The organism is Pseudomonas sp. B40(2017), assembly GCF_002112855.1.
GTDB classification, from domain to species: Bacteria; Pseudomonadota; Gammaproteobacteria; order Pseudomonadales; family Pseudomonadaceae; genus Aquipseudomonas; species Aquipseudomonas pharyngis.
In genome coordinates, this window is record NZ_NEIT01000002.1 from 427,230 (window position 1) to 449,611 (window position 22,382).

At 60.9% G+C, this 22,382-nt stretch carries 18 protein-coding genes and 1 pseudogene; 11 read left to right on the forward strand and 8 right to left on the reverse strand.

The window, feature by feature from the left end; translation table 11 throughout:
* Positions 1-26: 26 nt before the first annotated feature.
* Positions 27-365, reverse strand: coding sequence for a P-II family nitrogen regulator (glnK, locus tag CAF76_RS05625; protein WP_002555808.1), 339 nt, complete (start codon positions 363-365; stop codon positions 27-29).
* 398 nt (positions 366-763) lie between these two features.
* Here glnK and CAF76_RS05630 point away from each other — a divergent pair, with 398 nt between their 5' ends.
* Positions 764-1,024 carry an accessory factor UbiK family protein gene (locus CAF76_RS05630; protein WP_007920416.1) on the forward strand — a complete coding sequence of 87 codons (261 nt, stop codon included), beginning with the start codon at positions 764-766 and terminating at the stop codon, positions 1,022-1,024.
* A 303-nt stretch (positions 1,025-1,327) separates the two neighbouring features.
* Here the strand turns inward: CAF76_RS05630 and CAF76_RS05635 are convergent.
* A pseudogene (locus tag CAF76_RS05635) lies at positions 1,328-1,522 on the reverse strand (HigA family addiction module antitoxin); the annotation flags it as partial.
* A gap of 189 nt (positions 1,523-1,711) precedes the next feature.
* Here CAF76_RS05635 and CAF76_RS05640 point away from each other — a divergent pair.
* The 7 genes from CAF76_RS05640 to CAF76_RS05670 all read left to right on the forward strand — a co-directional run bounded on the left by CAF76_RS05640 (position 1,712) and on the right by CAF76_RS05670 (position 9,756).
* A complete protein-coding gene (locus CAF76_RS05640; protein ID WP_085647040.1) occupies positions 1,712-3,205 on the forward strand; it encodes a YifB family Mg chelatase-like AAA ATPase in 1,494 nt (497 codons plus the stop codon).
* A gap of 368 nt (positions 3,206-3,573) precedes the next feature.
* Entirely contained in the window at positions 3,574-4,740 is a 1,167-nt protein-coding gene (locus CAF76_RS05645; RefSeq protein WP_085647041.1) for a hypothetical protein, read from the forward strand.
* 73 nt (positions 4,741-4,813) lie between these two features.
* Complete coding sequence (locus CAF76_RS05650) at positions 4,814-5,362, forward strand: adenylyl-sulfate kinase (RefSeq protein ID WP_064600359.1); 549 nt, start codon at positions 4,814-4,816, stop codon at positions 5,360-5,362.
* Positions 5,359-6,108 carry a class I SAM-dependent methyltransferase gene (locus tag CAF76_RS05655; protein ID WP_085647042.1) on the forward strand — a complete coding sequence of 250 codons (750 nt, stop codon included), beginning with the start codon at positions 5,359-5,361 and terminating at the stop codon, positions 6,106-6,108. Before CAF76_RS05650 ends, CAF76_RS05655 begins: the two co-directional genes overlap by 4 nt.
* A gap of 6 nt (positions 6,109-6,114) precedes the next feature.
* On the forward strand, positions 6,115-8,430 hold the full coding sequence (locus tag CAF76_RS05660) for a PEP-utilizing enzyme (protein ID WP_064600363.1): 2,316 nt from the start codon (positions 6,115-6,117) through the stop codon (positions 8,428-8,430).
* Positions 8,427-9,023 (forward strand): gamma-glutamyl-gamma-aminobutyrate hydrolase family protein, encoded by a 597-nt coding sequence (locus CAF76_RS05665; protein WP_085647043.1) that lies wholly within the window; start codon positions 8,427-8,429, stop codon positions 9,021-9,023. The genes CAF76_RS05660 and CAF76_RS05665 overlap by 4 nt, the downstream gene beginning before the upstream one ends.
* A 19-nt stretch (positions 9,024-9,042) precedes the next feature.
* A complete protein-coding gene (locus tag CAF76_RS05670; protein ID WP_064600367.1) occupies positions 9,043-9,756 on the forward strand; it encodes a phosphocholine cytidylyltransferase family protein in 714 nt (237 codons plus the stop codon).
* A gap of 14 nt (positions 9,757-9,770) precedes the next feature.
* On the opposite strand, the gene CAF76_RS05675 is transcribed toward CAF76_RS05670, so the two are convergent.
* Both CAF76_RS05675 and CAF76_RS05680 read right to left on the reverse strand, forming a co-directional pair.
* A complete protein-coding gene (locus tag CAF76_RS05675) occupies positions 9,771-11,747 on the reverse strand; it encodes a methyl-accepting chemotaxis protein (RefSeq protein ID WP_085647044.1) in 1,977 nt (658 codons plus the stop codon).
* A 180-nt stretch (positions 11,748-11,927) separates the two neighbouring features.
* On the reverse strand, positions 11,928-12,848 hold the full coding sequence (locus CAF76_RS05680) for a LysR substrate-binding domain-containing protein (protein WP_064600372.1): 921 nt from the start codon (positions 12,846-12,848) through the stop codon (positions 11,928-11,930).
* A 158-nt stretch (positions 12,849-13,006) separates the two neighbouring features.
* On the opposite strand from CAF76_RS05680, the gene CAF76_RS05685 reads away from it, so the two are divergent.
* On the forward strand, positions 13,007-14,401 hold the full coding sequence (locus CAF76_RS05685) for a NorM family multidrug efflux MATE transporter (RefSeq protein ID WP_064600374.1): 1,395 nt from the start codon (positions 13,007-13,009) through the stop codon (positions 14,399-14,401).
* A gap of 42 nt (positions 14,402-14,443) precedes the next feature.
* Here the strand turns inward: CAF76_RS05685 and CAF76_RS05690 are convergent, their stop codons facing one another.
* Complete coding sequence (locus CAF76_RS05690) at positions 14,444-16,114, reverse strand: bifunctional diguanylate cyclase/phosphodiesterase (protein ID WP_064600376.1); 1,671 nt, start codon at positions 16,112-16,114, stop codon at positions 14,444-14,446.
* Positions 16,115-16,378: 264 nt separating this feature from the next.
* On the opposite strand from CAF76_RS05690, the gene rep reads away from it, so the two are divergent.
* Together rep and CAF76_RS05700 are read left to right on the forward strand one after the other, a co-directional pair.
* On the forward strand, positions 16,379-18,388 hold the full coding sequence (gene rep / locus CAF76_RS05695) for a DNA helicase Rep (protein ID WP_039765244.1): 2,010 nt from the start codon (positions 16,379-16,381) through the stop codon (positions 18,386-18,388).
* A 57-nt stretch (positions 18,389-18,445) separates the two neighbouring features.
* Complete coding sequence (locus tag CAF76_RS05700) at positions 18,446-19,018, forward strand: xanthine phosphoribosyltransferase (protein ID WP_003229440.1); 573 nt, start codon at positions 18,446-18,448, stop codon at positions 19,016-19,018.
* Between the two features lie 126 nt (positions 19,019-19,144).
* On the opposite strand, the gene CAF76_RS05705 is transcribed toward CAF76_RS05700, so the two are convergent.
* The 3 genes from CAF76_RS05705 to CAF76_RS05715 form a co-directional block, all read right to left on the reverse strand.
* Positions 19,145-21,067 carry an acetyl-CoA hydrolase/transferase C-terminal domain-containing protein gene (locus tag CAF76_RS05705; protein WP_085647045.1) on the reverse strand — a complete coding sequence of 641 codons (1,923 nt, stop codon included), beginning with the start codon at positions 21,065-21,067 and terminating at the stop codon, positions 19,145-19,147.
* Positions 21,068-21,203: 136 nt separating this feature from the next.
* Complete coding sequence (locus CAF76_RS05710; protein ID WP_039765242.1) at positions 21,204-21,620, reverse strand: cytochrome c5 family protein; 417 nt, start codon at positions 21,618-21,620, stop codon at positions 21,204-21,206.
* Between the two features lie 182 nt (positions 21,621-21,802).
* On the reverse strand, positions 21,803-22,351 hold the full coding sequence (locus CAF76_RS05715) for a cupin domain-containing protein (protein WP_003229444.1): 549 nt from the start codon (positions 22,349-22,351) through the stop codon (positions 21,803-21,805).
* Positions 22,352-22,382: the final 31 nt, after the last annotated feature.

Below are 22,382 nucleotides of genomic sequence, written 5' to 3' on the forward strand. Positions count from 1 at the left end.
CTGGGGCGTTGGGTTTGTGGCGGCGTTTAGATCGCGTCGGTATCGGTTTCGCCGGTACGGATGCGGATCGCCTGTTCCAGATTGACCACGAAGATCTTGCCGTCACCGATCTTGCCGGTGTTGGCAGCCTTGGTTATCGCCTCGATAACCCGATCCAGATCCTTGTCGTCGATGGCAACGTCGATTTTCACCTTGGGCAGAAAATCGACCACATACTCCGCGCCGCGATACAGCTCGGTGTGACCCTTCTGCCGACCGAAGCCTTTGACTTCAGTAACGGTAATGCCCTGCACGCCGATTTCGGACAGCGACTCGCGCACGTCGTCCAACTTGAACGGCTTGATGATGGCAGTGACTAGCTTCATGAAACTCTCTCCCGAATTGGTGGACTTGCCCCAGGAAAACAAACCCGACTCAAGTCTAAGCGCAGTGCCTGGCTTTGTAACGCTTCGTTGTCGACGCCAGCTAACCGCTCCAGACGAAACTCCCCGCTCCGTCTGCCGCACTGCATTCGTCACAGCGACTGCATCAGTGCATGGGTCGAAGGTGACTAAGCAGAAAGCTTGCCATCTCGCCAAAAACCACTGATTTCAATCCCTTGGCCGCTGCCACAGATGCCATCACCCAAATGGCACTCCGGATACGCACAACAACGGTGCGTGGCCGTGCATCCCGTTGCGCGAAAAGCGTGCATCCGTGCCTGCGCCAATGACTATAGACACTGCGTGATACACTGCCGGCCATTGTTTCCAGGACATATCCCATGCTCGCGCCCAAAGACTTCCTCGACGCCCTGAGCGGCACCGCCTCCCGCCTGTTCAGCGGCGACACGCCCTTGCCAAAAGCCGAAATCGAAAGCCAGTTCAAGATGCTGCTGCAAAGTGCGTTCAGCAAACTCGACCTGGTGAGCCGTGAAGAGTTTGACAGTCAGATGGTGGTGCTGGCGCGCACTCGCGCCCGGCTCGAGAGCCTTGAGGCGAAGGTGGCTGAGATGGAAGCGAAGCTGACGCCGCCGGCTGAGTGAGTCTTCATCCCAGCCTGCCACTGGCTGGCGGAATTTCGTTGATGCTTGCGCCAGCGATCAAACATGCACAACCTCGGGATACGCGAGTGTGTCCACTAAGGATGCGCAGGCCTTGGCCTCACCGAAGCCTGCAACTGAAAACCGTCTCCTCAAGGCGGTTTTTTTTCGCCTCGAGATAGCTGCAACAATCGGTTTTCTGAGGAGTAGTCACAGCAACTGTTCAGCTCCCCGCCGTACGACCTTGAATTCAGATCAAGCGCAATGCGCCAGCCACTCCACTTGATCACGGACGGAAGCTCCTCTCTAAACTTCAGCTTTTCGCAAATCGTAAGCCGACTGAAGATTCATCCAGAACTCAGGTGTGGTGTTGAGGTGAATGGCCAGCCTGATTGCCAGATCGGCGCAGATCCTGAGCTGGCATTTCACAAGCTTCTCGATCTCGGTTTCAGGCCAGTTTGTGGGCATGGCCAAGTCCATGACAGTCATGCCCAACGGCTCCCAGTTGCCGTTACGTACGGACCTGAGCTTGAGCCAAGTGGTCTGTTAGCAGGCAGAAGATGAATGCATAGGCCCGCACAACCGCTTTCTGATACGTCTTGTAAACCTCTACTCAAACGCTAGAGCCCCGCTCAACTACCCTTCAAAAACCCGCAGGAAGCGGCCCTCGATTCAACTCAAGGAACGACCATGTCCCTCGCCATCGTCCATAGCCGCGCCCAGATTGGCGTGGATGCTCCCGCCGTCACCGTCGAAGTTCACCTGGCCAACGGCTTGCCCTCGCTGACCATGGTCGGCCTGCCCGAAGCGGCGGTGAAGGAAAGCAAGGATCGGGTGCGTAGCGCGATCATCAATTCCGGGCTGCAGTTTCCGGCGCGGCGGATCACTCTGAATCTGGCACCGGCGGATCTGCCCAAGGATGGCGGTCGGTTCGATCTGGCGATTGCGCTGGGGATTCTGTCGGCGAGCGTGCAGGTGCCGACCTTGACGCTGGATGACGTGGAGTGCCTCGGCGAACTGGCGTTGTCCGGCGCCGTGCGGGCGGTGCGCGGGGTGTTGCCGGCGGCACTGGCAGCGCGCAAGGCCGGGCGGACGCTGGTGGTGCCGCGGGCGAATGCCGAGGAGGCTTGTCTGGCGTCGGGACTGAGGGTGATTGCGGTGGATCATCTGCTGGAGGCTGTGGCGCATTTCAACGGGCATACGCCAGTCGAGCCTTATGTCTCGGACGGGCTGATCCATGCTGCCAAACCTTATCCCGACCTGAATGAAGTCCAGGGCCAACTGGCGGCCAAACGGGCGCTGCTGATTGCCGCTGCCGGCGCCCACAACCTGCTGTTCAGCGGGCCACCGGGGACGGGCAAGACATTGCTGGCCAGTCGTTTGCCAGGGCTGCTGCCACCGCTGACCGAGAGTGAAGCGCTGGAAGTGGCGGCGATTCAATCCGTCGCCAGTGGCGCGCCGCTGATTCACTGGCCGCAACGCCCGTTCCGCCAACCGCATCACTCGGCTTCCGGGCCGGCATTGGTCGGTGGCAGTTCAAAACCTCAGCCCGGCGAAATCACCCTCGCCCACCATGGCGTGCTGTTTCTCGATGAGCTGCCCGAGTTTGATCGCAAGGTGCTGGAGGTGCTGCGCGAACCGCTGGAATCCGGCTGCATCGTGATCGCAAGGGCCAAGGAACGGGTGCGGTTTCCCGCGAGATTCCAGCTGGTCGCGGCGATGAATCCCTGCCCCTGTGGATATCTCGGCGAACCGAGCGGCAAATGCTCATGCACACCGGACATGGTGCAGCGCTATCGCAACAAACTGTCGGGGCCGTTGCTGGACCGGATCGATTTGCACCTGACAGTAGCGCGGGAGGCGACAGCGTTGAACCCTGCCGTGAAACCGGGAGAAGACAGCGCCAGCGCGGCCACATTGGTCGCCGAGGCCCGCGAGCGTCAGCAAAAACGCCAGGGCTGTGCCAATGCGTTTCTCGATTTGCCGGGGCTGAAGAAGCACTGCAAGTTATCCACAGCCGATGAAACCTGGCTGGAGTCAGCCTGTGAGCGACTGACCCTGTCGCTGCGTTCAGCACATCGGCTGCTCAAGGTTGCACGGACACTGGCCGATATAGAGAAGGTTGATGCCATATCACGTGAGCATCTGGCCGAAGCGCTGCAGTATCGCCCAGCGACGCAATGACGGGATGGACAGGCAGCTTAGAGGCGGCCTGTGCCAGCTGAAAATAAAGTCCGCACGCGCTGATAGCCATTAGCCAAGATGTGATATAACGACGGCGCTGTTCATCAGGCGCCAGAGCTTTTAGTTAAAAACTTCAAACTTTAAAGCAATATAAAATGGAGGCGACACATCATGGAAAAGAACTCTTCAGCCCAGCGGGCGCAATACACTTAATCAATAAAATCATCATGAGACGGCAGACTTAAAACAACTGTCGATGACAGATTTTCAATGGCGAACGCGTCAAGACAATATCAATCAGTTGTCTACGCGCAATCCAGCTGATCCAACTTTTTTGCCACGGCAAATTTTAAAAGTACAAGTCATTAATGAAAAACGTCTATTTGATCAGCAATGTCACCCGTGGCGGAAAAACCTACCTCGAATACCTGATCCCGGCGCTCAATGCCCTGCGCCACGCCTACAACTGCATCGTGCTGCAGACCGACAAGACCGGCCTGAGCAGGCAGGAGGCAGAAGAGATCCTTGACTATCCGGTTGAGCAGGTTGAAGTCGAAGTCATCGCGAACCTGGCCTCGCAAGTCGTCATTTCGAACGATGCCTGGATTGGCCGACTGCTCGACGATTCGAACTTCGGTATTTTCCTGACCCACGGCAATGTGGGAATGCCGACCAAAGACAAGTATTACTACGCCGAACTGACGTCCTATTGGGATGTGGTCATTTCTTCGTCCCGATCGGGTTTTGATCTGATCAGATCGGGCCTGCAACGCTACAGACCCGACAGAAAGGCCCTGAAATCGCTGATTGCCGATGGCATAGCCTTGCGCTCCGACCTGCGCAAGACCAGTCCGGTCGCGACTCTGCCCATCAAGGTTCCGAAATTCTTTGAATCCGCTCCCGGGTCAAACAAGGCGTCGGATGATTTCGTTGTCGGACTGCTGCCGACCCAACTGGGAATCTGCCCAAGCGGCGCCTCCCTGTACGAGAACCTGCAAACCGTGATCAACGCGGTCAAATCACAGATCCCTCACGCCCGGTTCATCCTGCGTCCGTACATGGCCGACCTTCAGCATCCAACCCTGAAGGACCTGTGCAACCAGCTCTCGGCGTATGAATGGATCACCATCGACACGACAGGCACCAGCAGCACGGTTTTCTATCAACAGTGCGACACCATCATCACCGATGCCTCGACCGGCGGTGTCTCGTTCATGCTCAACACGTGCAAGCTGCCGATCTATTACGTTCCGACGACCGACGAGTCCAACCCGACCGTCGACGTCTGGCTGCAGCAAATGAACAACTTGCTGCCCATCGCCAAAAACGGCGAAGAACTCAAAGAGCTGGCACTCGGTTTCAGCCTGATGTCCCCTGAAGACTGCTACTTCATTTACAAAAAGTTCTATGAGCGTCAATACAGCAACTTGCCATTACCGCAGGATGTGTTTCACGACTTGATTGAAAACAGGCACGACTCGATGTTCTGCCAACTAACCATCGACTCTTTTGGCAATATTAAAGAGCGTGATTGAACTTGCATTGCGTGTTGAACCGGCCACGGCTTCATCACGCCAGGTATCCAAACCGGACACTGGTCAGAACGCTATGAAATGTAACCCTCACGCACAGGTAATCTGGATTACGGGCCTTTCAGGCGCCGGAAAGTCAACGCTGGCCGGTGATCTCGTTACCCGTCTGCGCAACCGCGGGGAATCGGTCGTGATGCTCGACGGCGACGAGCTGCGCGAGGTGTTCGGCGCCACCGCAGCCAGCTCGCAGAACCATGGCCGCGAAGGGCGACTCGCGTTGGCCATGCAATACGCCCACCTCTGCAGAATGATCGCCGCACAAGGCCACACCGTGGTGATCGCAACGATTTCGCTGTTTCGTGAAGTTCATGCGTGGAACCGTGCCCACCTGCCTGGCTATTTCGAGGTTTACCTCAAAGTACCAGTAGAGGAACTCGGTCGCCGGGATCCCAAGGGCATCTACCGCCGGTTTCATGCCGGTGAACTGCACAACGTTGCCGGTCTCGACTTGCCTGTGGATGAACCGCAGGCAGCGGACTGGCTGGTCGAATTCGACCCGCTGCGCTCCAGGCAAGACCTGGCAGACGATCTACTCAATAAAATTCACACAAGGAATCCGGCATGAAAACCGAATGGGATTACACCACCCTGGCCGACGCTTACCTGAAGCGCCCTGACTACGCCGATGCTGCCATCGATGCCATGCTCTCGATCGCAGGGGCCGAACAGGGCGACAAATTCTGTGACGTCGGCGCCGGTGTTGCACACCTGACGCTGATGCTCGCCGCTCGCGGTCTGGACGTCACCGCCGTGGAGCCGAACGACGCGATGCGCGCCAACGGCGTCAAGCGCACTGCCGAGCTGTCCAATGTCAAATGGCACGAAGGCACTGGCGAAGCGACCGGGCAAACGACCCAGGCGTTCGACATGGTCACCTTCGGCAGCTCGTTCAACGTCTGCGACCGCCAGCAGGCCCTCAAGGAAACCGCGCGCATTCTCAAGCCTCGGGGCTGGTTCGCCTGCATGTGGAACCACCGCAACCTCGAAGACCCGATCCAGGCCCGGATCGAAGCCATCATCAAGGATCGCGTACCCGGTTATGGCTACGGCACCCGCCGCGAAGACCAGACGGCCGTGATCGACGCCAGCGAACTGTTCGGCCCGGTCGTGCACCTGGATGCCCGCGTCATTCACGAGCAGAGCATCGAAGAATGCCTGGAAGCCTGGCGCTCCCACGCGACGCTGGAGCGTCAGGCCGGTGCGAATTTCCATGAAGTGATCAGCGCCATCGACGACTACCTCAAAGGCCTGAAGACGCCTTCGATCCAGATTCCGTACTCGACGAACATTTGGGTTGCCCAGCTGAGATAACGCCTGATGGCCCTGCATTTCTCTACCAAGGCCGGGACGCTGTCCAGCCTGCAAGAACGGCTGACCTCGGCCCGTATTGCTCCGCTGCTGGCATTCACCGTGGCGGACTGGCGGCGGAACCGGCAAGCCTGTGTCCAGGCGGTCGGTGAGCGGCTGCCGGCCGCCCCATGGATCGTGCGTTCCAGTTGCGGGCGTGAAGACAGTGCCCAGGCGTCCTTCGCGGGCGCCTTCCTGTCGATCCCGAATGTCGACGATGCAGGGCTGAGCCCGGCGGTGGAACAGGTCATCGCCAGTTATGGCGAGGCGTTTCCGGCGGACGAAATACTGATTCAGCCCATGCTGGGGAACGTACTGCGCTCCGGCGTGGCCTTTTCCCACGACCCCAACACCTGCGCGCCCTATCGCGTGGTGAACTGGTCGGAAGGCAGCGACACGGCCTCGGTGACCGGTGGCATGGGCGGGCGGCTCTGGCAACAGGCTGCCCAGAGCAAGATTGCAGCGCCCGCCGCCCTCGCGCCCGTGGTTGGCCTGCTCGAAGAGCTGCTGGCACTGTTCGGTGGCGAGCCCGTCGACTGCGAGTTTGCAGTCACCCGTGAAACCGAAGGCGAAGTGCTCTGGCTGTTACAGGCCCGGCCACTGATCCTGCCTTCCCGTCCGGAGACCGATGCCGAGCAATCGGCCCGCCTGGACAGCATTCAGCGCAAAGTCGCACGCGGCATGCGACCGCATCCGTTCCTGATCGGCCAGCGCACGGTCTATGGCGTGATGCCTGACTGGAACCCGGCGGAGATCATCGGAATCCGGCCCAAACCTTTGGCGCTCTCGCTGTACCGCGATCTGGTGACCGATTCCATCTGGGCTTACCAGCGGCACAACTACGGCTACCGCAACCTGCGCAGCTTTCCGCTGATGCCGCACTTTTTCGGCCTGCCCTATATCGATGTGCGCCTGTCGTTCAACTCGTTCATTCCGGCGGACCTCGATGAGGATCTGGCGGGAAGACTGGTCGACTATTACATCGACAGATTGCTGGCCGAACCGACACTCCACGACAAGGTGGAGTTCGAAATCGTGTTCTCGTGCTACACCCTCGATCTCTCGCAACAACTGGAGCGCCTCGCCGATGCAGGCTTTCAGCCCCACGAGCTGGAGGCAATCAGCACCAGCCTGCGCAAGCTGACCAATCGCATCGTCCATCCCAAGGACGGTCTGTGGCGCAGCGATGCCAACAAGCTGGATGTGCTCAATGCCCGTCGTGAAGAGCTGATGGCCTCCGACGCCGACCCGCTGGAGCGCATTTACTGGCTGCTGGAAGACGCGAAACGCTATGGCACCCTGCCGTTCGCCGGTTTGGCGCGCGCCGGTTTCGTCGCCGTGCAGATGCTCAGGTCGCTGGTGTCCGTGGGCGTGTTCTCGCAAGCCGACTACGATGCGTTCATGGCCGGTGTTTCAACCGTCAGCGGGCAGCTGGCGCGCGACCGGGCAACGCTCGACAAGACGACCTTCCTCGCGCGTTACGGCCATTTGCGACCTGGCACCTACGACATCCTGTCTCCCCGTTACGATGAAGCCCCGGAACTCTATTTCGACTGGACCCAGCGCCCCGCCGCTCCGGAACCGCTTCAACCGTTTTCGCTGACGCTGCCACAGATGCGCGAGATCGTGAAACTGCTCGAAGCCCATGGCTTGCAGCCGGATCCGGTGGGTTTGCTGGACTTCCTGCAGAACGGTATCGAACTTCGCGAACTCGCCAAGTTTCACTTCACCCGCAACCTGTCCGACGCACTGGCGTTGATTGCCCAAGTCGGTGCCGAGCACGGTATCGGGCGCGAAGATCTTGCTTATTGCGACATCCGTGCCTTCACCGAACTGCACGTGGCGGCAGCGGAGCCCAAGGAAGTGCTGCTGCGCAGCATTGAACAGGGCAAGGCGCGTTACGCCGAGACGCTCAAGGTATCCCTGCCGCCGGTGATTACCCGGCCGGAAGATGTCTGGGGCTTCGAGTGGCCCGAAACGGCGCCCAACTTCATCACCCAGAAACGCGTGACCGCACCGGTTGTGCTGTGCGACGACCGGGACAAACTCGCCGGGGCGATCGTCTGCATTCCCAACGCGGATCCGGGGTTTGACTGGCTGTTCGCCTACCCGATCGCCGGATTGATCACGGCGTGGGGCGGCGCCAATTCGCACATGGCAATCCGTGCCGGCGAGCTTGGCCTGCCGGCTGTCATTGGGGCGGGTGAAGTGCTTTACCGTCGCTGGTCGACCGCGGACTTCCTGCACCTGGATTGCCCGGGCCGGCGAGTGGAGATGATGACATGAAGGTGGTCGCAGTCAGTCAACGGGTGGACAGCTATCCAGAGCGAGGAGAAACCCGGGATGCGCTGGATCAGCGACTGATCGGGTTCCTTCTGGCAGCCGGTTTCATTCCGGTACCCGTGCCCAACGGCTTGCCGCTCGATCACTGGCTGGCGGCCGTCGCGCCACACGCCATTGTGCTGTCGGGTGGCAATGACATCGGTCAGTGCCCGACCCGCGACCGTACCGAGAGCGAGTTGCTGGATCACGCTCGCGAACGTCAGTTGCCAGTACTGGGCATTTGTCGCGGCATGCAGATGCTGGCGCACGAGGCTGGCAGCGAGTTGAAACCGGTGACCGGTCATGTGCGAACCCGGCATCAGCTGTCCGGCCGGATCGTCGCCGAGGTGAACAGCTATCACGGCCTCGCTCTTGCCGGTTGCCCGCAGGGTTTCGACGTCATGGCGCGCAGCGAAGACGGTGAAATCGAAGCCATCCGCCACCTTCAACTGCCTTGGGAAGGCTGGATGTGGCACCCGGAGCGCGAAGCGGATTTTGCCACCCACGACCTTGAACGTATCCGGCAGCTGTTCGGCGAACCTGACTCCATTCAATAACCCACGGGATAGACGTGTTGTGAAAGCCATTATTCTGGCTGCCGGACGTGGCAGTCGCATGAAAAGCCTCACGGATGAGCGCCCCAAGTGCCTGGTCGAACTGCGAGGCAAAGCCCTGCTCGAATGGCAGCTGGAATCCTTGCGCGCGGCGGGCATCAGCGAAATCGCCATAGTGACCGGCTATAAAAGAGAGTGGCTGGCCGAGCGTGGCCTGATCGAATTCCATAACCCACGCTGGGCGGACACCAACATGGTGTCGTCGCTGGCGTACGCCGAATCCTGGCTGCAGGGCCAGCCGTGCATCGTGAGTTATTCCGATATTTTCTACAGCCCGGACGCCGTTCAGTCGTTGATGACCAACGAAGCATCGCTGGCCGTCACCTACGACCCCCATTGGCTGAAATTGTGGACGCAGCGTTTCGGCGATCCGTTGCTGGATGCCGAAACGTTCCGCCTGACCGACGCCGGTACGCTGGCCGAAATCGGCAACAAGCCGCAATCGGTGGACGAAGTTCAGGGTCAGTACATGGGGCTGCTGCGCTTCACCCCTGAGGGTTGGGCAGAAGTCGTTCGGCTACGAGCCGAACTGACCCCGGAACAACGCGACAAGATGCACATGACCAACACCCTGCAACGTGTCATCGATGCGGGTCGGGTTCCGGTCTCGGCCGTGGCCTACAGCGGAGAATGGGGAGAGGTCGACTCCAGCGAAGACCTCTCCGCTTACCAGTAAGCGGGCACGGCGCCTCAACGGAAGCGGTCGACCTCTTGGCGCAGGTCGGCTGCCAGGCCTTCCAGTTCCTTGGCGGTGATGGCCAGGTTCGACACCACTTCGCGCTGCTCGCTGTTGGCCATCGCGATGCTCTGCAAGTTGCTGCTGAGCAAAGTCGCGGTGCTGCTCTGCTCCTGAGTCGCGGTGGTGATCGCGGCAAACTGCTCACCCGCCGAGCGACTTTGCTCGTCAATGCGCGCCAGCGCCGACGCCACGTTGGCATTTCGCGACAGGCCTTCCTGCATCAGCAGGTTGCCCTGCTCCATGGTGCTGATGGCGTTGCCGGTTTCCTGCTGAATGCTGTGAATCATGCTGGAAATTTCATCCGTCGCCTGACGGGTACGCGAGGCCAGGCTGCGTACCTCGTCGGCCACCACGGCAAAGCCGCGACCTTGTTCACCGGCACGGGCGGCTTCGATCGCAGCGTTGAGTGCCAGCAGGTTGGTCTGTTCGGCAATCGAGGTGATCACGCTGACAATGCCGCCGATTTCCTGGGAACGCTGACCGAGCGTGTTGATCACGGTCGCGGTGGTGTTCAGTGCGCCGGCAATCTGCTCCAGCGAGGAAGACGCTTCCTCCATCGACGTGCGACCGATCTGGGTCTGCTGCGCGTTTTCCTGAGCCAGACGTTGAGTGTTGCCCATGTTGTCGGCAATGTTCAGCGACGTGGCGGAAAACTCCTCTACCGCGCCGGCCATGCTGGTGATCTCGCCGGACTGTTGCTCCATGCCTTCATAGGCGCCGCCGGACAGACCGGACAGCGCCTGAGCCCGACGGTTGACCTCTTCGGAGGCGCGGCGGATGTGCTCGACCATGGTCGACAGCGCCTGGCTCATCTGGTTGAAGGCGCGAGCCAACTGACCAATCTCGTCGTTGCTCGACACACTCAGGCGCACGCTCAAATCACCGGCACCCAAGGCTTCGGCCTGACGCACCAGATCACCCAGTGGCGCCAGTTTGCTACGCAGCAACCAGACCACGGAACCGACCGCCAGCAGCATCGCCAGCAGACTGCCGATGGCCAGTTGGGTGCCGACGCTCCAGGTCACCGCACGGATCTCGGCTTTCGGCATGCTCGCCACCACCGACCACGGGCCGCCTTCGAAGGGCACGGCAATGCTGTAGAAATCTTCGGACTTGTCGCTCCAGAACCGGCCTTTACCCGGCGCTTTCGCCAGATCGTTGATTACCGGAATCGCTTGATCCAGCGCCTGCACGCCCGCCGGGGCCACCAGCCATTGGTTTTTCTCGTCCAGCAATGCCAGCGAACCGGTCTGGCCGATGCGGAAGCGCTTGAGATTGGCGAACTGGGCGTTCTGCGCGTCGGTGTAATCGAAACCGACGAACAACACCGCAATCACCTTGCCGCTGCTGTCACGCACCGGGGTGTATTGGGTCATGTAGGAACGGTCGAACAGCAAGGCGCGGCCGACGTACCCTTGCCCCGCCATCAACTTCGCATAGGCTGGATGGGCGTGGTCGAGCAAGGTGCCAATGGCGCGGGTGCCATCCTGTTTGGTCAGGGAGGTGCTGACCCGCACAAAGTCTTCGCCGCTGCGCACGAACAGCGTGGCGACACCGGCCGTCATCTGTTTGAACTCGTCGACTTCCTTGAAGTTGTTGTTCAACACTTCGCTGCCCAGGTGCAGGCCCGGCGTCTGGGTGCCGGCCACGGTCACCGGCTCGCTCGGATGAATGCTCAGGCCGGCGCTGAAGCGCTTCTCGAACAACCCGCTCAGGCGCTGGGTGCTTTCGCGCAGCGTGCCGTGGAAGGTGCTCAATTGGTCGGCGAGCAGACGCGCTTCACTGGCGAGGTGCTCCTCACGAGTGGCGAGGTTGGCGGTATCCAGCGAACGCAAAGCAAAGACTGTACTGCCGCTGATGACAATCGCCAGTATCACGGCGAGCGCGAGGCCCAGCTGCGAGGCGATCCGAGCGCGAGGTTGAGACATGGACAGCTCCTGGCCGAACTTCCGATCCTCCTTGATCGCAGCTCGGATAATTTTCTAATGGGGGTGAATCGTGGAGACCGGCACGACGGTTCCACATGCACGTATTCGGCGGTAAAACCGAATACTTGAGCGAACAGCAGGGTTATGGCGAAAGGCCGGCATTGTGCAGGCTCGAACGATTCAGCTCAAGCGCGTGACCGCCGGCAGCGCCATGGCGCGGACTTCGCCTTGCAGGAAGTCGCTGAGGCGGCGCAAACGTTCACCTCCCGGACGGGTCTTTGGCCACACCAGGTAATAATTCAGTCCGCTGGCGACCGCCGTCGGCCAGGGCAGGCTCAAGCGCCCTTGCGCGACATCCTCGGCCACCATCAGCAGATCGCCCATGGACACCCCATAGCCCCGGGCTGCCGCGATCATGCCCAATTCCAGGGTGTCGAACACCTGCCCGCCCTTGAGCGACACCTGATCCGACAACCCCATGTGTTCCAGCCAGCTGCGCCAGTCCCGGCGATCCGGCGTCGGGTGCAGCAGCTCGGCGCTGGCCAGCCGCGCCACGTCCCACGGCTTATCGTTGAGCAGATTCGGCGCGCCGACTGGAATCAGCTCCTCCGGAAACAGCAGGCTGGCTTCCCAGTCCGGGGGGAAATGCCCGTCACTGAGCAACACCGCGCAATCGAAGGGCTCGTTGTTGAAGTCCACCGAGTCCACGTCCATCCACGCGCTGGTCAACTGCACCTCGTTGCCCGGCTGCAAGTGCCGAAAGCGACTGAGCCGCGCCAGCAACCAGCGCATGGTCAGGGTCGACGGGGCTTTCATGCGCAGGATGTCATCTTCGGCGCGCAAGGTATTGCAGGCCCGTTCCAACGCAGCAAAGCCATCACGGATGCCCGGCAGCAGTAGGCGTGCCGACTCGGTCAGTTGCAGGTTGCGCCCGCTGCGGTGGAACAAGCGGCAGGCGAAATGCTCTTCGAGCGTGCGGATGTGCCGGCTCACTGCACTCTGAGTGATCGACAGCTCTTCGGCAGCCCGGGTGAACGAACTGTGGCGAGCCGCCGCTTCGAATGCGCGCAGGGCATACAAGGGCGGAAGACGACGGGACATGCACAGCGCTCCTATGGCGGGATTGCGCCAACTTAGCAGAATCGCGGCAGGATGAGTTTTAATCATGCCACCCATCCTTTTTATCCCTTTGTGCAACCTGCGCCAAACCCTGAGAATCGACGGTCTCTTGCTCCCTCTTTAATAAGGATGTGAACGCCATGCAGCGTCCTGTGCGTACCGAACTCTGGGCCATCCTGCGGCTGGCGGGGCCGTTGATCGCCTCGCAGTTGGCGCACATGCTGATGGTGCTGACCGACACCCTGATGATGGCGCGCCTCAGTCCCGAAGCGCTGGCCGGTGGCGGTCTGGGCGCGGCGAGCTATTCGTTCGTGTCGATTTTCTGCATCGGCGTGATTGCGGCGGTTGGCACCCTGGTGGCGATTCGTCAGGGCGCCGGCGACATCATCGGCGCCGCCCGCCTGACCCAGGCCGGGCTGTGGCTGGCGTGGCTGATGGCGCTCGGTGCCGGGCTGCTGCTGTGGAATCTGAAACCGGTGCTCTTGCTATTCGGCCAGACCGAGACCAACGTCAATGCCGCCGGGCAATTCCTGATCGCCTTGCCGTTCGCCCTGCCCGGCTACCTGAGCTTCATGGCCCTGCGCGGTTTCACCAGCGCCATCGGCCGGGCAACGCCGGTGATGGTCATCAGCCTCGCCGGCACGGTGGCCAACTTCCTGCTCAACTACGCGCTGATCACCGGCCTGTTCGGCCTGCCGAAACTCGGGCTGACAGGCATCGGCCTGGTCACGGCAATTGTCGCCAACTGCATGGCGCTGGCACTGGCCTGGCACATTCGTCGGCATCCGGCCTATGACGCCTACCCTCTTCGCGAAGGTCTGTCGCGGCCGAACCGGCAGTACCTGAAAGAACTCTGGCGCCTGGGCCTGCCGATCGGCGGAACCTACGCGGTGGAAGTCGGGCTGTTCGCCTTCGCGGCGCTGTGCATGGGCACCATGGGCAGCACGCAACTGGCGGCGCACCAGATCGCCCTGCAAATCGTCTCGGTGGCGTTTATGGTCCCGGCGGGGATGTCGTATGCGATCACCATGCGCGTCGGCCAGCATTACGGCGCCGGGCAATTGAACGATGCGCGGATGTCGGGAAGGGTCGGCATCGTCTTTGGTGCGGTGGTAATGCTGGGGTTTGCGATGGTGTTCTGGTTGCTGCCGAATCAGTTGGTCGGTTTGTTCCTCGACCATAACGACCCGGCGTTTGCCGAAGTGATTCGTCTGGCCGTCAGCCTGCTGGCCGTGGCGGCGTGGTTCGAGCTGTTCGACGGCACGCAGACGATTGCCATGGGCTGCATCCGCGGGCTCAAGGATGCCAAGACCACATTCCTGGTCGGGCTTGTTTGCTACTGGCTGATCGGCGCGCCGGCGGCGTGGCTGATGGCGTTTCATCTGCACTGGGGGCCGACCGGCGTCTGGTGGGGTCTGGCGCTGGGGCTGGCCTGTGCGGCGGTGAGCCTGACGCTGGCGTTCGAATGGAAGATGAAGCGAATGATTCGGCTTGAGCCGCAATCTCAAGGCTTCAAAATCGCTCAGGCCGAATGAGTCTCCCTGTGGGAGCGAGTTCGCTCCCACAGGGATTTGAGGCTAAACCACGATACCCAGCGGCGGCTGGCTGGCGTCAACCACCAGATATTCAACCAGTTCCGCCAACGGCAGCGGCTTGCTGATCAGGTAACCCTGCACCTGATCACAGCCGAACCCGCGCAACAGATCCAGTTGCTCCCGGGTTTCCACCCCTTCGGCCACCACTTCCAGGTGCAGGTTGTGCGCGAGGTTGATCATGGCGTGCACCAGTTTGCGGTTCTCTTCGCGCTGCTCCATGCCGCCGACAAAGCTCTTGTCGATCTTCAGCAAGGTGATCGGCAGGCTGTTGAGGTGCACGAACGACGAGAACCCGGTACCGAAATCATCCAGCGAAAATCGCACGCCGAGGCGACCGAGGGCGTCCATGGTCTGCTTGACCAGATCGCTGCGGCGCATCACGGCGGTTTCGGTGAGTTCGAATTCCAGCCACTGCGCCTCGACGCCGCGCTCGGCGATCAGACGACTGAGCGTCGGCAGCAACTGGCTGTCCTGAAACTGGCGGAACGACAGGTTGATCGCCATATGCAGCGCCGGCAGTCCGCGTTCGCGCAACGCCTGCATGTCGCGCAGGGCCCGGGAAATCACCCAGTAACCCAACGGCACGATCAGACCGCTCTGCTCGGCCAGCGGCACGAATTCGCTCGGCGGCAGCAGGCCGCGCTCACTGTGACGCCAGCGCACCAGCGCTTCGAGGCCGACGATCTGGCCGTCCTGCAGATTCAGGCGCGGCTGGTAATGCAGCTCCAATTCATCGCGACGCAAGGCCCGGCGCAGCTCGCTTTCGAGGTCGGCCATGCTTCGCGCGTTGCGGTTGATCCGCTCGTTGAAGATGTGAAAGGTGCAGCCCTGAGTGCTCTTGGCCTGCTGCATGGCGATGTGCGCATGCCACATCAGCGGATCCGCACCACCCTGGGCGCGGGCATGGGCGATGCCCAGGCTGGAGCCGATCAACAGGCTTTCGCCGTCGACCCAGTAAGGTTCGGCCAGGGCTTCGGTAATGCGCTCGGCCATCCATTCGGCCCGTTGCGGGGCGCGGCGGGTATCGATCAGCAAGGCGAATTCATCGCTGCCGAGGCGCGCCAGTTGATCGCCGACTTCCAGCTGACTTTTCAGCCGTGCGACGACTTGCAGGATCAGGCGGTCGCCGGCCTGGTGGCCGAGGGCGTCGTTGGCGTGGCGGAAGTTGTCGAGATCAAGATGCCCAAGGGCCAGGCCGCGACCGTCGTTTTCGGCGAGGCGCGCCGTCAGCAGGGTCTGGAAGCCCTGACGGTTGGCGATGCCGGTCAGCGGATCCTGCTCGGCCAGGCGTTGCAGGGTGTTTTCCAGCACGCCACGCTCGCGCACATGCCGCAGGCAACGTCGAAGCATGCCGGGATCGAGGGCATCGAACACCAGCCAGTCGCTGACACCATCGGGCGCGGTCGCCGGCTCGTGTTCCAACAGCAACACCGTCGGCAGGCTGCAACGGCCGGGCGCCGGCTGCAACGCGGGAACGGTCAACAACACCGCGTGGCGGTTGTCTTCGAACAGGCTGCTGACCGACTCCCAGCTCGGCGCGCTGATCAGCACCGCCGCACTCCCCAACGGAGCCAGACACTCGCGCAATAACGCTGTCCACGCTGGCTCTTCGGCCAGTAGCAGCAAACGCAAGGGTTCGACAGGCGTAGTCAAGCTGACTCCCTAGACTCTGCAATGATGTGGGCGGCGGGCATTATGCCGTTGCGGCAACCAATGACCAAACGACAACGGTTATCAAAACGTTATTTTGTGTCACGAATGAGAACATTAGCCGCAAAATCACCGCGCATCCTGCGTGAAAGTAACAAAACCGGCAAATTTGAATCGCGTGCTGCGTCACAAGTCGGAGAGAGCAGCACAAATCGCTGAGCCTGTTAAAATGCCGGCCCATTTCGTCAACGACTCCCGAATTTTCGTATGTCCCGACTCAATCCCCGGCAGCAAGAAGCCGTGAACTACGTCGGCGGCCCTCTATTGGTGCTCGCCGGTGCTGGCTCCGGCAAGACCAGTGTGATCACGCGCAAGATCGCGCACTTGATCCAGAACTGCGGCATCCGCGCCCAGTACATCGTCGCCATGACCTTCACCAACAAGGCCGCGCGCGAGATGAAAGAGCGGGTCGGCACCCTGCTGCGTCCAGGTGAAGGACGCGGGCTGACGGTCTGCACCTTCCACAACCTGGGCCTGAACATCATCCGCAAGGAACATGAACGGCTGGGCTACAAACCCGGTTTCTCGATCTTCGACGAAACCGACGTCAAGTCGCTGATGACCGACATCATGCAGAAGGAATATGCAGGCGACGACGGCGTCGACGAGATCAAGAATATGATCGGCGCCTGGAAAAACGACCTGATCCTGCCGGCCCAGGCCCTGGAAAACGCCCGCAACCCCAAGGAACAGACCGCCGCCATCGTCTACACCCACTACCAGCGCACGCTCAAGGCGTTCAACGCGGTGGACTTCGACGACCTGATCCTGCTGCCGGTGAAACTCTTCGAAGAGCACGCCGACATCCTCGAAAAGTGGCAGAACAAGGTGCGTTACCTGCTGGTCGACGAATACCAGGACACCAACGCCAGCCAGTACCTGCTGGTGAAAATGCTCATCGGCAAACGCAACCAGTTCACCGTGGTGGGCGACGACGACCAGTCGATCTACGCCTGGCGCGGCGCGCGGCCGGAAAACCTGATGCTGCTCAAGGACGACTACCCGTCCCTGAAAGTGGTGATGCTCGAGCAGAACTACCGCTCCACCAGCCGCATCCTGCGCTGCGCCAACGTGCTGATCTCGAACAACCCGCACGAATTCGAGAAGCAGCTGTGGAGTGAGATGGGCCATGGCGACGAGATCCGCGTGATCCGCTGCCGCAACGAGGACGCCGAAGCCGAACGCGTGGCCATGGAAATCCTCAGCCTGCACTTGCGCACCGACCGCCCGTACAGCGATTTCGCGATCCTCTATCGCGGCAACTACCAGGCCAAGCTGATCGAGCTGAAACTGCAGCACCATCAGGTGCCGTACCGTCTGAGCGGCGGCAACAGCTTCTTCGGCCGTCAGGAAGTGAAAGACCTGATGGCCTACTTCCGCCTGATCGTGAACCCGGACGACGACAACGCCTTCCTGCGGGTGATCAACGTGCCGCGCCGGGAAATCGGCTCCACGACCCTGGAAAAACTCGGCAACTACGCCACCGAACGCAAGATCTCGATGTACGCCGCCACCGACGAACTCGGCCTGGGCGAACATCTGGACAGCCGCTTCACCGACCGCCTGTCGCGCTTCAAGCGTTTCATGGACAAGGTGCGCGAGCAGTGCGCCGGCGAAGACCCGATCTCCGCCCTGCGCAGCATGGTCATGGACATCGACTACGAGAACTGGCTGCGCACCAACAGTTCCAGCGACAAGGCCGCGGACTACCGGATGAGCAACGTCTGGTTCCTGATCGAAGCCTTGAAGAACACCCTGGAAAAAGACGAAGACGGCGAAATGACCGTCGAGGACGCCATCGGCAAACTCGTCCTGCGTGACATGCTGGAACGTCAGCAGGAAGAGGAAGACGGCGCCGAAGGCGTGCAGATGATGACCCTGCATGCGTCCAAGGGCCTGGAATTCCCCTACGTGTTCATCATGGGCATGGAAGAGGAAATCCTCCCGCACCGTTCCAGCATCGAAGCCGACACCATCGAAGAAGAACGCCGCCTGGCCTACGTGGGCATCACCCGCGCGCGCCAGACCCTGGCGTTTACCTTCGCCGCCAAGCGCAAACAGTACGGCGAGATCATCGACTGCGCGCCAAGCCGCTTCCTTGATGAACTGCCGCCGGACGACCTGGCCTGGGAAGGCAACGACGACACACCGACCGAAGTCAAAGCCGTGCGGGGCAATAGCGCACTGGCTGATATACGCGCGATGTTAAAGCGCTAGAATTGACCACTTTTTACTAGACCTTCGGCGCACAAAGCGCCAAATGAGGACAGCTTCATGGAAGCATTGCACCAGAAAATCCGCGAACAAGGCATTGTGCTTTCCGACCAGGTCCTGAAGGTCGACGCCTTCCTGAACCACCAGATCGACCCGGCCCTGATGAAGCTGATCGGCGACGAATTCGCCACGCTGTTCAAGGATTCGGGCATCACCAAGATTGTCACCATCGAAGCCTCGGGCATCGCGCCGGCGATCATGACCGGCCTGAACCTCGGCGTGCCGGTGATCTTCGCCCGCAAGCAACAGTCCCTGACCCTGACTGAAAACCTGCTGTCGGCGACCGTTTACTCGTTCACCAAGAAAACCGAAAGCACCGTGGCCATCTCCCCGCGCCACCTGACCAGCAGCGACCGTGTGCTGATCATCGACGACTTCCTGGCCAACGGTAAGGCGTCCCAGGCGCTGATCTCGATCATCAAGCAGGCCGGCGCCACCGTCGCTGGCCTGGGCATCGTGATCGAGAAGTCGTTCCAGGGCGGCCGTGCGGAGCTGGATTCGCAGGGTTACCGCGTCGAGTCGCTGGCTCGCGTGAAGTCGCTGAAGGATGGCGTCGTTACTTTCATCGAGTAAGCAACACCGCATTACCTCTGTGGGAGCCAGCCTGCTGGCGATGGCGTCGTGTCAGTCAACATCTTCAGGACTGGCGGATAGCAATCGCCAGCAGGCTGGCTCCCACAGTTGCTTCGGGTGTTGGAGTTATTGCGCGGTAGCTTTGAGGCCGGTGAGGAGCAACCGCTGAAACAGGTCTTCCTTAAGACCTTCCGGGTTTGTGAGTTGCATCCGCTCAAGATGCTCCGGATACAGCGAAGCCTGCGGCGCATCCAGCGCGGCCTTGCCCAACTCCAGAATCTCCGTCAGCTTGAACTTGCTCTTGAGCCAGTTCAGCGCCCGCAACAGATCCTTTTCGACCTCCGTGAAATCGCAGCCCAGCGGATACTCCGGAAACAGGTTCGGATGTCGTGCGGCAATCGCCTGCAAGCGTTGCGGGGTGTTGTCGGTAAAGCGCGGGTCGAGACGGAAATCCTTCGGTAGCTTGCCGACCTTCTGTGCCTGTTCGATCAGGCCCTGCTGGAAGCGTGAATCGCTGATATTGAGCAGCGCTTCGATCACCACCGCATCCGACTTGCCGCGCAGATCGGCGATACCGTACTCGGTGATTACGATGTCACGCAGGTGTCGCGGAATCGTGCAGTGGCCGTACTCCCAGACAATGTTCGAACTGACATCGCCGCCGGACTCACGCCAGCTGCGCAGCAGCAGGATCGAGCGCGCATCGTGCAGCGCATGGCCCTGAGCGACGAAGTTGTACTGCCCGCCGACGCCGCTGAGCACCCGCCCGTCTTCCAGCTGATCCGCCACCCCGGCGCCCAGCAGGGTCATGGTGAACACGGTGTTGATGAACCGCGCGTCCAGACGCTGCAGACGCTTGAGCTCTTCCTGACCGTACAGCTCGTTGATGTAGCTGATGCGGGTCATGTTGAATTCAAGGCGTTTGCTCAGCGGCAACTCACGCAAGCGTTCATAGAAACTGCGCGGTCCGAGGAAGAATCCGCCATGGATCGAGATGCCATCGGTTTGCGCCGCCTCGTCGAGGGTCCCGGCGTTGGCCTGCTCCTGAGTCTGTACATCCGGGTAAACCTTGCGCCGGATGATCCCGGCTTCGGCCAGCACCAGCAGGCCGTTGACGAACATTTCGCTGCAACCGTACAGGCCTTTGGCGAAGGGCTCGATGCCGCCCTCGCGTTCGATCAACTGCGCCCACTGGCTGAGGTTCACATCGGTCAGCAAGTCCTGATATCCGGCGTTGTCGGCCTGACGCGCCAGCAACGCGGCGGTCAGCGCATCGCCCATCGAGCCGATACCGATCTGCAAGGTGCCGCCATCGCGCACCAAGGTGCTGGCGTGCAAACCGATGAAATGATCCTGAAAGCCGACAGGCATGTTCGGTGTGGAAAACAGCGTGCTGCTGTCCTTCTCGTCGATCAGCAGGTCGAAGGTATCGATGTCGACTTCGGCGTCGCCCGGCATGTACGGCAACTCGGTGTGCACCTGGCCGACCAGCAGAATGGTCTCCCCCGCCGCCCGGCGTTTGGCGATCATCGGGAACAGGTCGAGGGTGATGTCCGGGTTGCAACTGAGGCTCAGGCGATCCGGGTGTTCGCTGCTGCTGGCGAGCAACTGCGCCACCAGGTTCAGGCCGGCGGCGTTGATGTCGCGGGCGGCGTGGCTGTAGTTGCTGCTGACGTAATCCTGCTGGGCCGGCGCGCTGTTGAGCAGGCTGCCGGGCTGCATGAAGAATTGCTCGATGCGGATGTTGGACGGCAGGCTGTCGCGGTGCAGGTCGGCGAGGAATTCCAGCTCCGGGTAATCGCCGAACACCCGCTCGACGAAGGGTTCGATGAAGCGCTTCTGCAAACCATCGCCCAGGGTCGGACGGCCAAGACACAAGGCGGTGTAGATCGTCAGCTGACGTTCGGGCAATCCGGCAATCCGCCGGTACAGCGCGTTGACGAAAGGATTGGGTTTGCCCAGCCCCAGCGGCAGGCCCATGTGGATGTGCGCCGGCAACCGCGCCAGCACGTCGTCCACCGCCTGTTCGATCGAACACAACTGCACCATCTGAAGCCTCCTGCCCGTTCCGTGAATAGAGGTACGACCGAGATTGCCGGTTGTTTGCTGCAAAGAACAGCCTCAGATCTGAATCGCGGGCACAAAAAAACCGTCCGGAGACGGTTTTTTTCGTCAGAAGCGCGGCTTATTTCAGGCCGGACATCTTCTGGATCGCGCCCTTGAGCTCTTCATCGGAGCAGTCGGCGCAGGTGCCTTTTGGCGGCATCGAGTTGATGCCAGTGATGGCCTTGGCCAGGATGCCGTCGAGGCCGCCCTGGTGATCGGCGCGCTCTTTCCAGGCCGCGGTGTCACCGATTTTCGGTGCGCCCAACAGGCCGGAGCCGTGGCAAGCGTTGCAATGTTTGGCAATCACTTCGTCCGGCGTCTTGGCACCGCCACCGCCGCCTGCCGAAGCAGCGACTTCCATCCCCTTGCACTCTTGCCCCTGAACACACACCTGGCCCACCGGCTCGAGGCGTTTGGCAATGTCGTCATTCGTCGCAGCTTGAGCGCTGACAGCCCAGAGGGCCAATACGGTTGCTGGTGCAGCCAGCATTTTCATAATTAGGTTCACGCGTTCACCCTCAATGGTGGCTATTCACGCCTGCGGCCACGGTTCGCAGGCGGGCGCAAGTATAGCGGTTAGCCCGCTTCACTGAAACAACCCCAAATTCAAAGGGGTTATATCGCGCTGTGGAAAAACGTTTCGGGTGCCTTCGCCGGTATGGCCTGGCGCCTCTTGGTTTAAAAATTCGCCGGCGTGGCTGCGCTGATTAGTCGCGCCGGTGCATCGAACGGATTACGGAAACGATGCGGCTTGGTACTTTCAAAGTAGTAGCTGTCGCCGGCTTCGAGGATAAAAGTTTCAAGGCCTACCACCAGTTCCAGGCGCCCTTCCACCAGAATCCCGGTTTCCTCGCCTTCGTGGGTCAGCATTTCTTCGCCGGTGTCGGCGCCCGGCGGGTAGATTTCATTGAGGAACGCGATGGCCCGACTCGGGTGCGCGCGGCCGACCAGTTTCATGGTCACGGCGCCGTCGGAAATGTCGATCAGCTCGTTGGCCTTGTAGACGATCTGGGTCGGTTTTTCCTGCAGGATCTCTTCGGAAAAGAACTCGACCATGGACATGGGAATCCCGCCCAGAACCTTCCTCAGCGAACTGATCGAAGGGCTGACGCTGTTCTTTTCGATCATCGAAATGGTGCTGTTGGTGACGCCCGCGCGCTTGGCGAGTTCACGCTGGGAAAGCCCTTTGAGCTTGCGGATCGATTGCAGTCGTTCACCGACGTCCAAGGCTGGAGCCTCCTGATGTTGTAGAAATATT

Excerpts from the sequence above, each read along its gene's own strand:
- glnK (WP_002555808.1), bottom strand. The coding sequence starts at position 365 with ATGAAGCTAGTCACTGCCATCATCAAGCCGTTCAAGTTGGACGACGTG.
- CAF76_RS05630 (WP_007920416.1), top strand. The coding sequence starts at position 764 with ATGCTCGCGCCCAAAGACTTCCTCGACGCCCTGAGCGGCACCGCCTCC.
- CAF76_RS05640 (WP_085647040.1), top strand. The coding sequence starts at position 1,712 with ATGTCCCTCGCCATCGTCCATAGCCGCGCCCAGATTGGCGTGGATGCT.
- CAF76_RS05645 (WP_085647041.1), top strand. The coding sequence starts at position 3,574 with ATGAAAAACGTCTATTTGATCAGCAATGTCACCCGTGGCGGAAAAACC.
- CAF76_RS05650 (WP_064600359.1), top strand. The coding sequence starts at position 4,814 with ATGAAATGTAACCCTCACGCACAGGTAATCTGGATTACGGGCCTTTCA.
- CAF76_RS05655 (WP_085647042.1), top strand. The coding sequence starts at position 5,359 with ATGAAAACCGAATGGGATTACACCACCCTGGCCGACGCTTACCTGAAG.
- CAF76_RS05660 (WP_064600363.1), top strand. The coding sequence starts at position 6,115 with ATGGCCCTGCATTTCTCTACCAAGGCCGGGACGCTGTCCAGCCTGCAA.
- CAF76_RS05665 (WP_085647043.1), top strand. The coding sequence starts at position 8,427 with ATGAAGGTGGTCGCAGTCAGTCAACGGGTGGACAGCTATCCAGAGCGA.
- CAF76_RS05675 (WP_085647044.1), bottom strand. The coding sequence starts at position 11,747 with ATGTCTCAACCTCGCGCTCGGATCGCCTCGCAGCTGGGCCTCGCGCTC.
- CAF76_RS05680 (WP_064600372.1), bottom strand. The coding sequence starts at position 12,848 with ATGTCCCGTCGTCTTCCGCCCTTGTATGCCCTGCGCGCATTCGAAGCG.
- CAF76_RS05685 (WP_064600374.1), top strand. The coding sequence starts at position 13,007 with ATGCAGCGTCCTGTGCGTACCGAACTCTGGGCCATCCTGCGGCTGGCG.
- rep (WP_039765244.1), top strand. The coding sequence starts at position 16,379 with ATGTCCCGACTCAATCCCCGGCAGCAAGAAGCCGTGAACTACGTCGGC.
- CAF76_RS05700 (WP_003229440.1), top strand. The coding sequence starts at position 18,446 with ATGGAAGCATTGCACCAGAAAATCCGCGAACAAGGCATTGTGCTTTCC.
- CAF76_RS05705 (WP_085647045.1), bottom strand. The coding sequence starts at position 21,067 with ATGGTGCAGTTGTGTTCGATCGAACAGGCGGTGGACGACGTGCTGGCG.
- CAF76_RS05710 (WP_039765242.1), bottom strand. The coding sequence starts at position 21,620 with ATGAAAATGCTGGCTGCACCAGCAACCGTATTGGCCCTCTGGGCTGTC.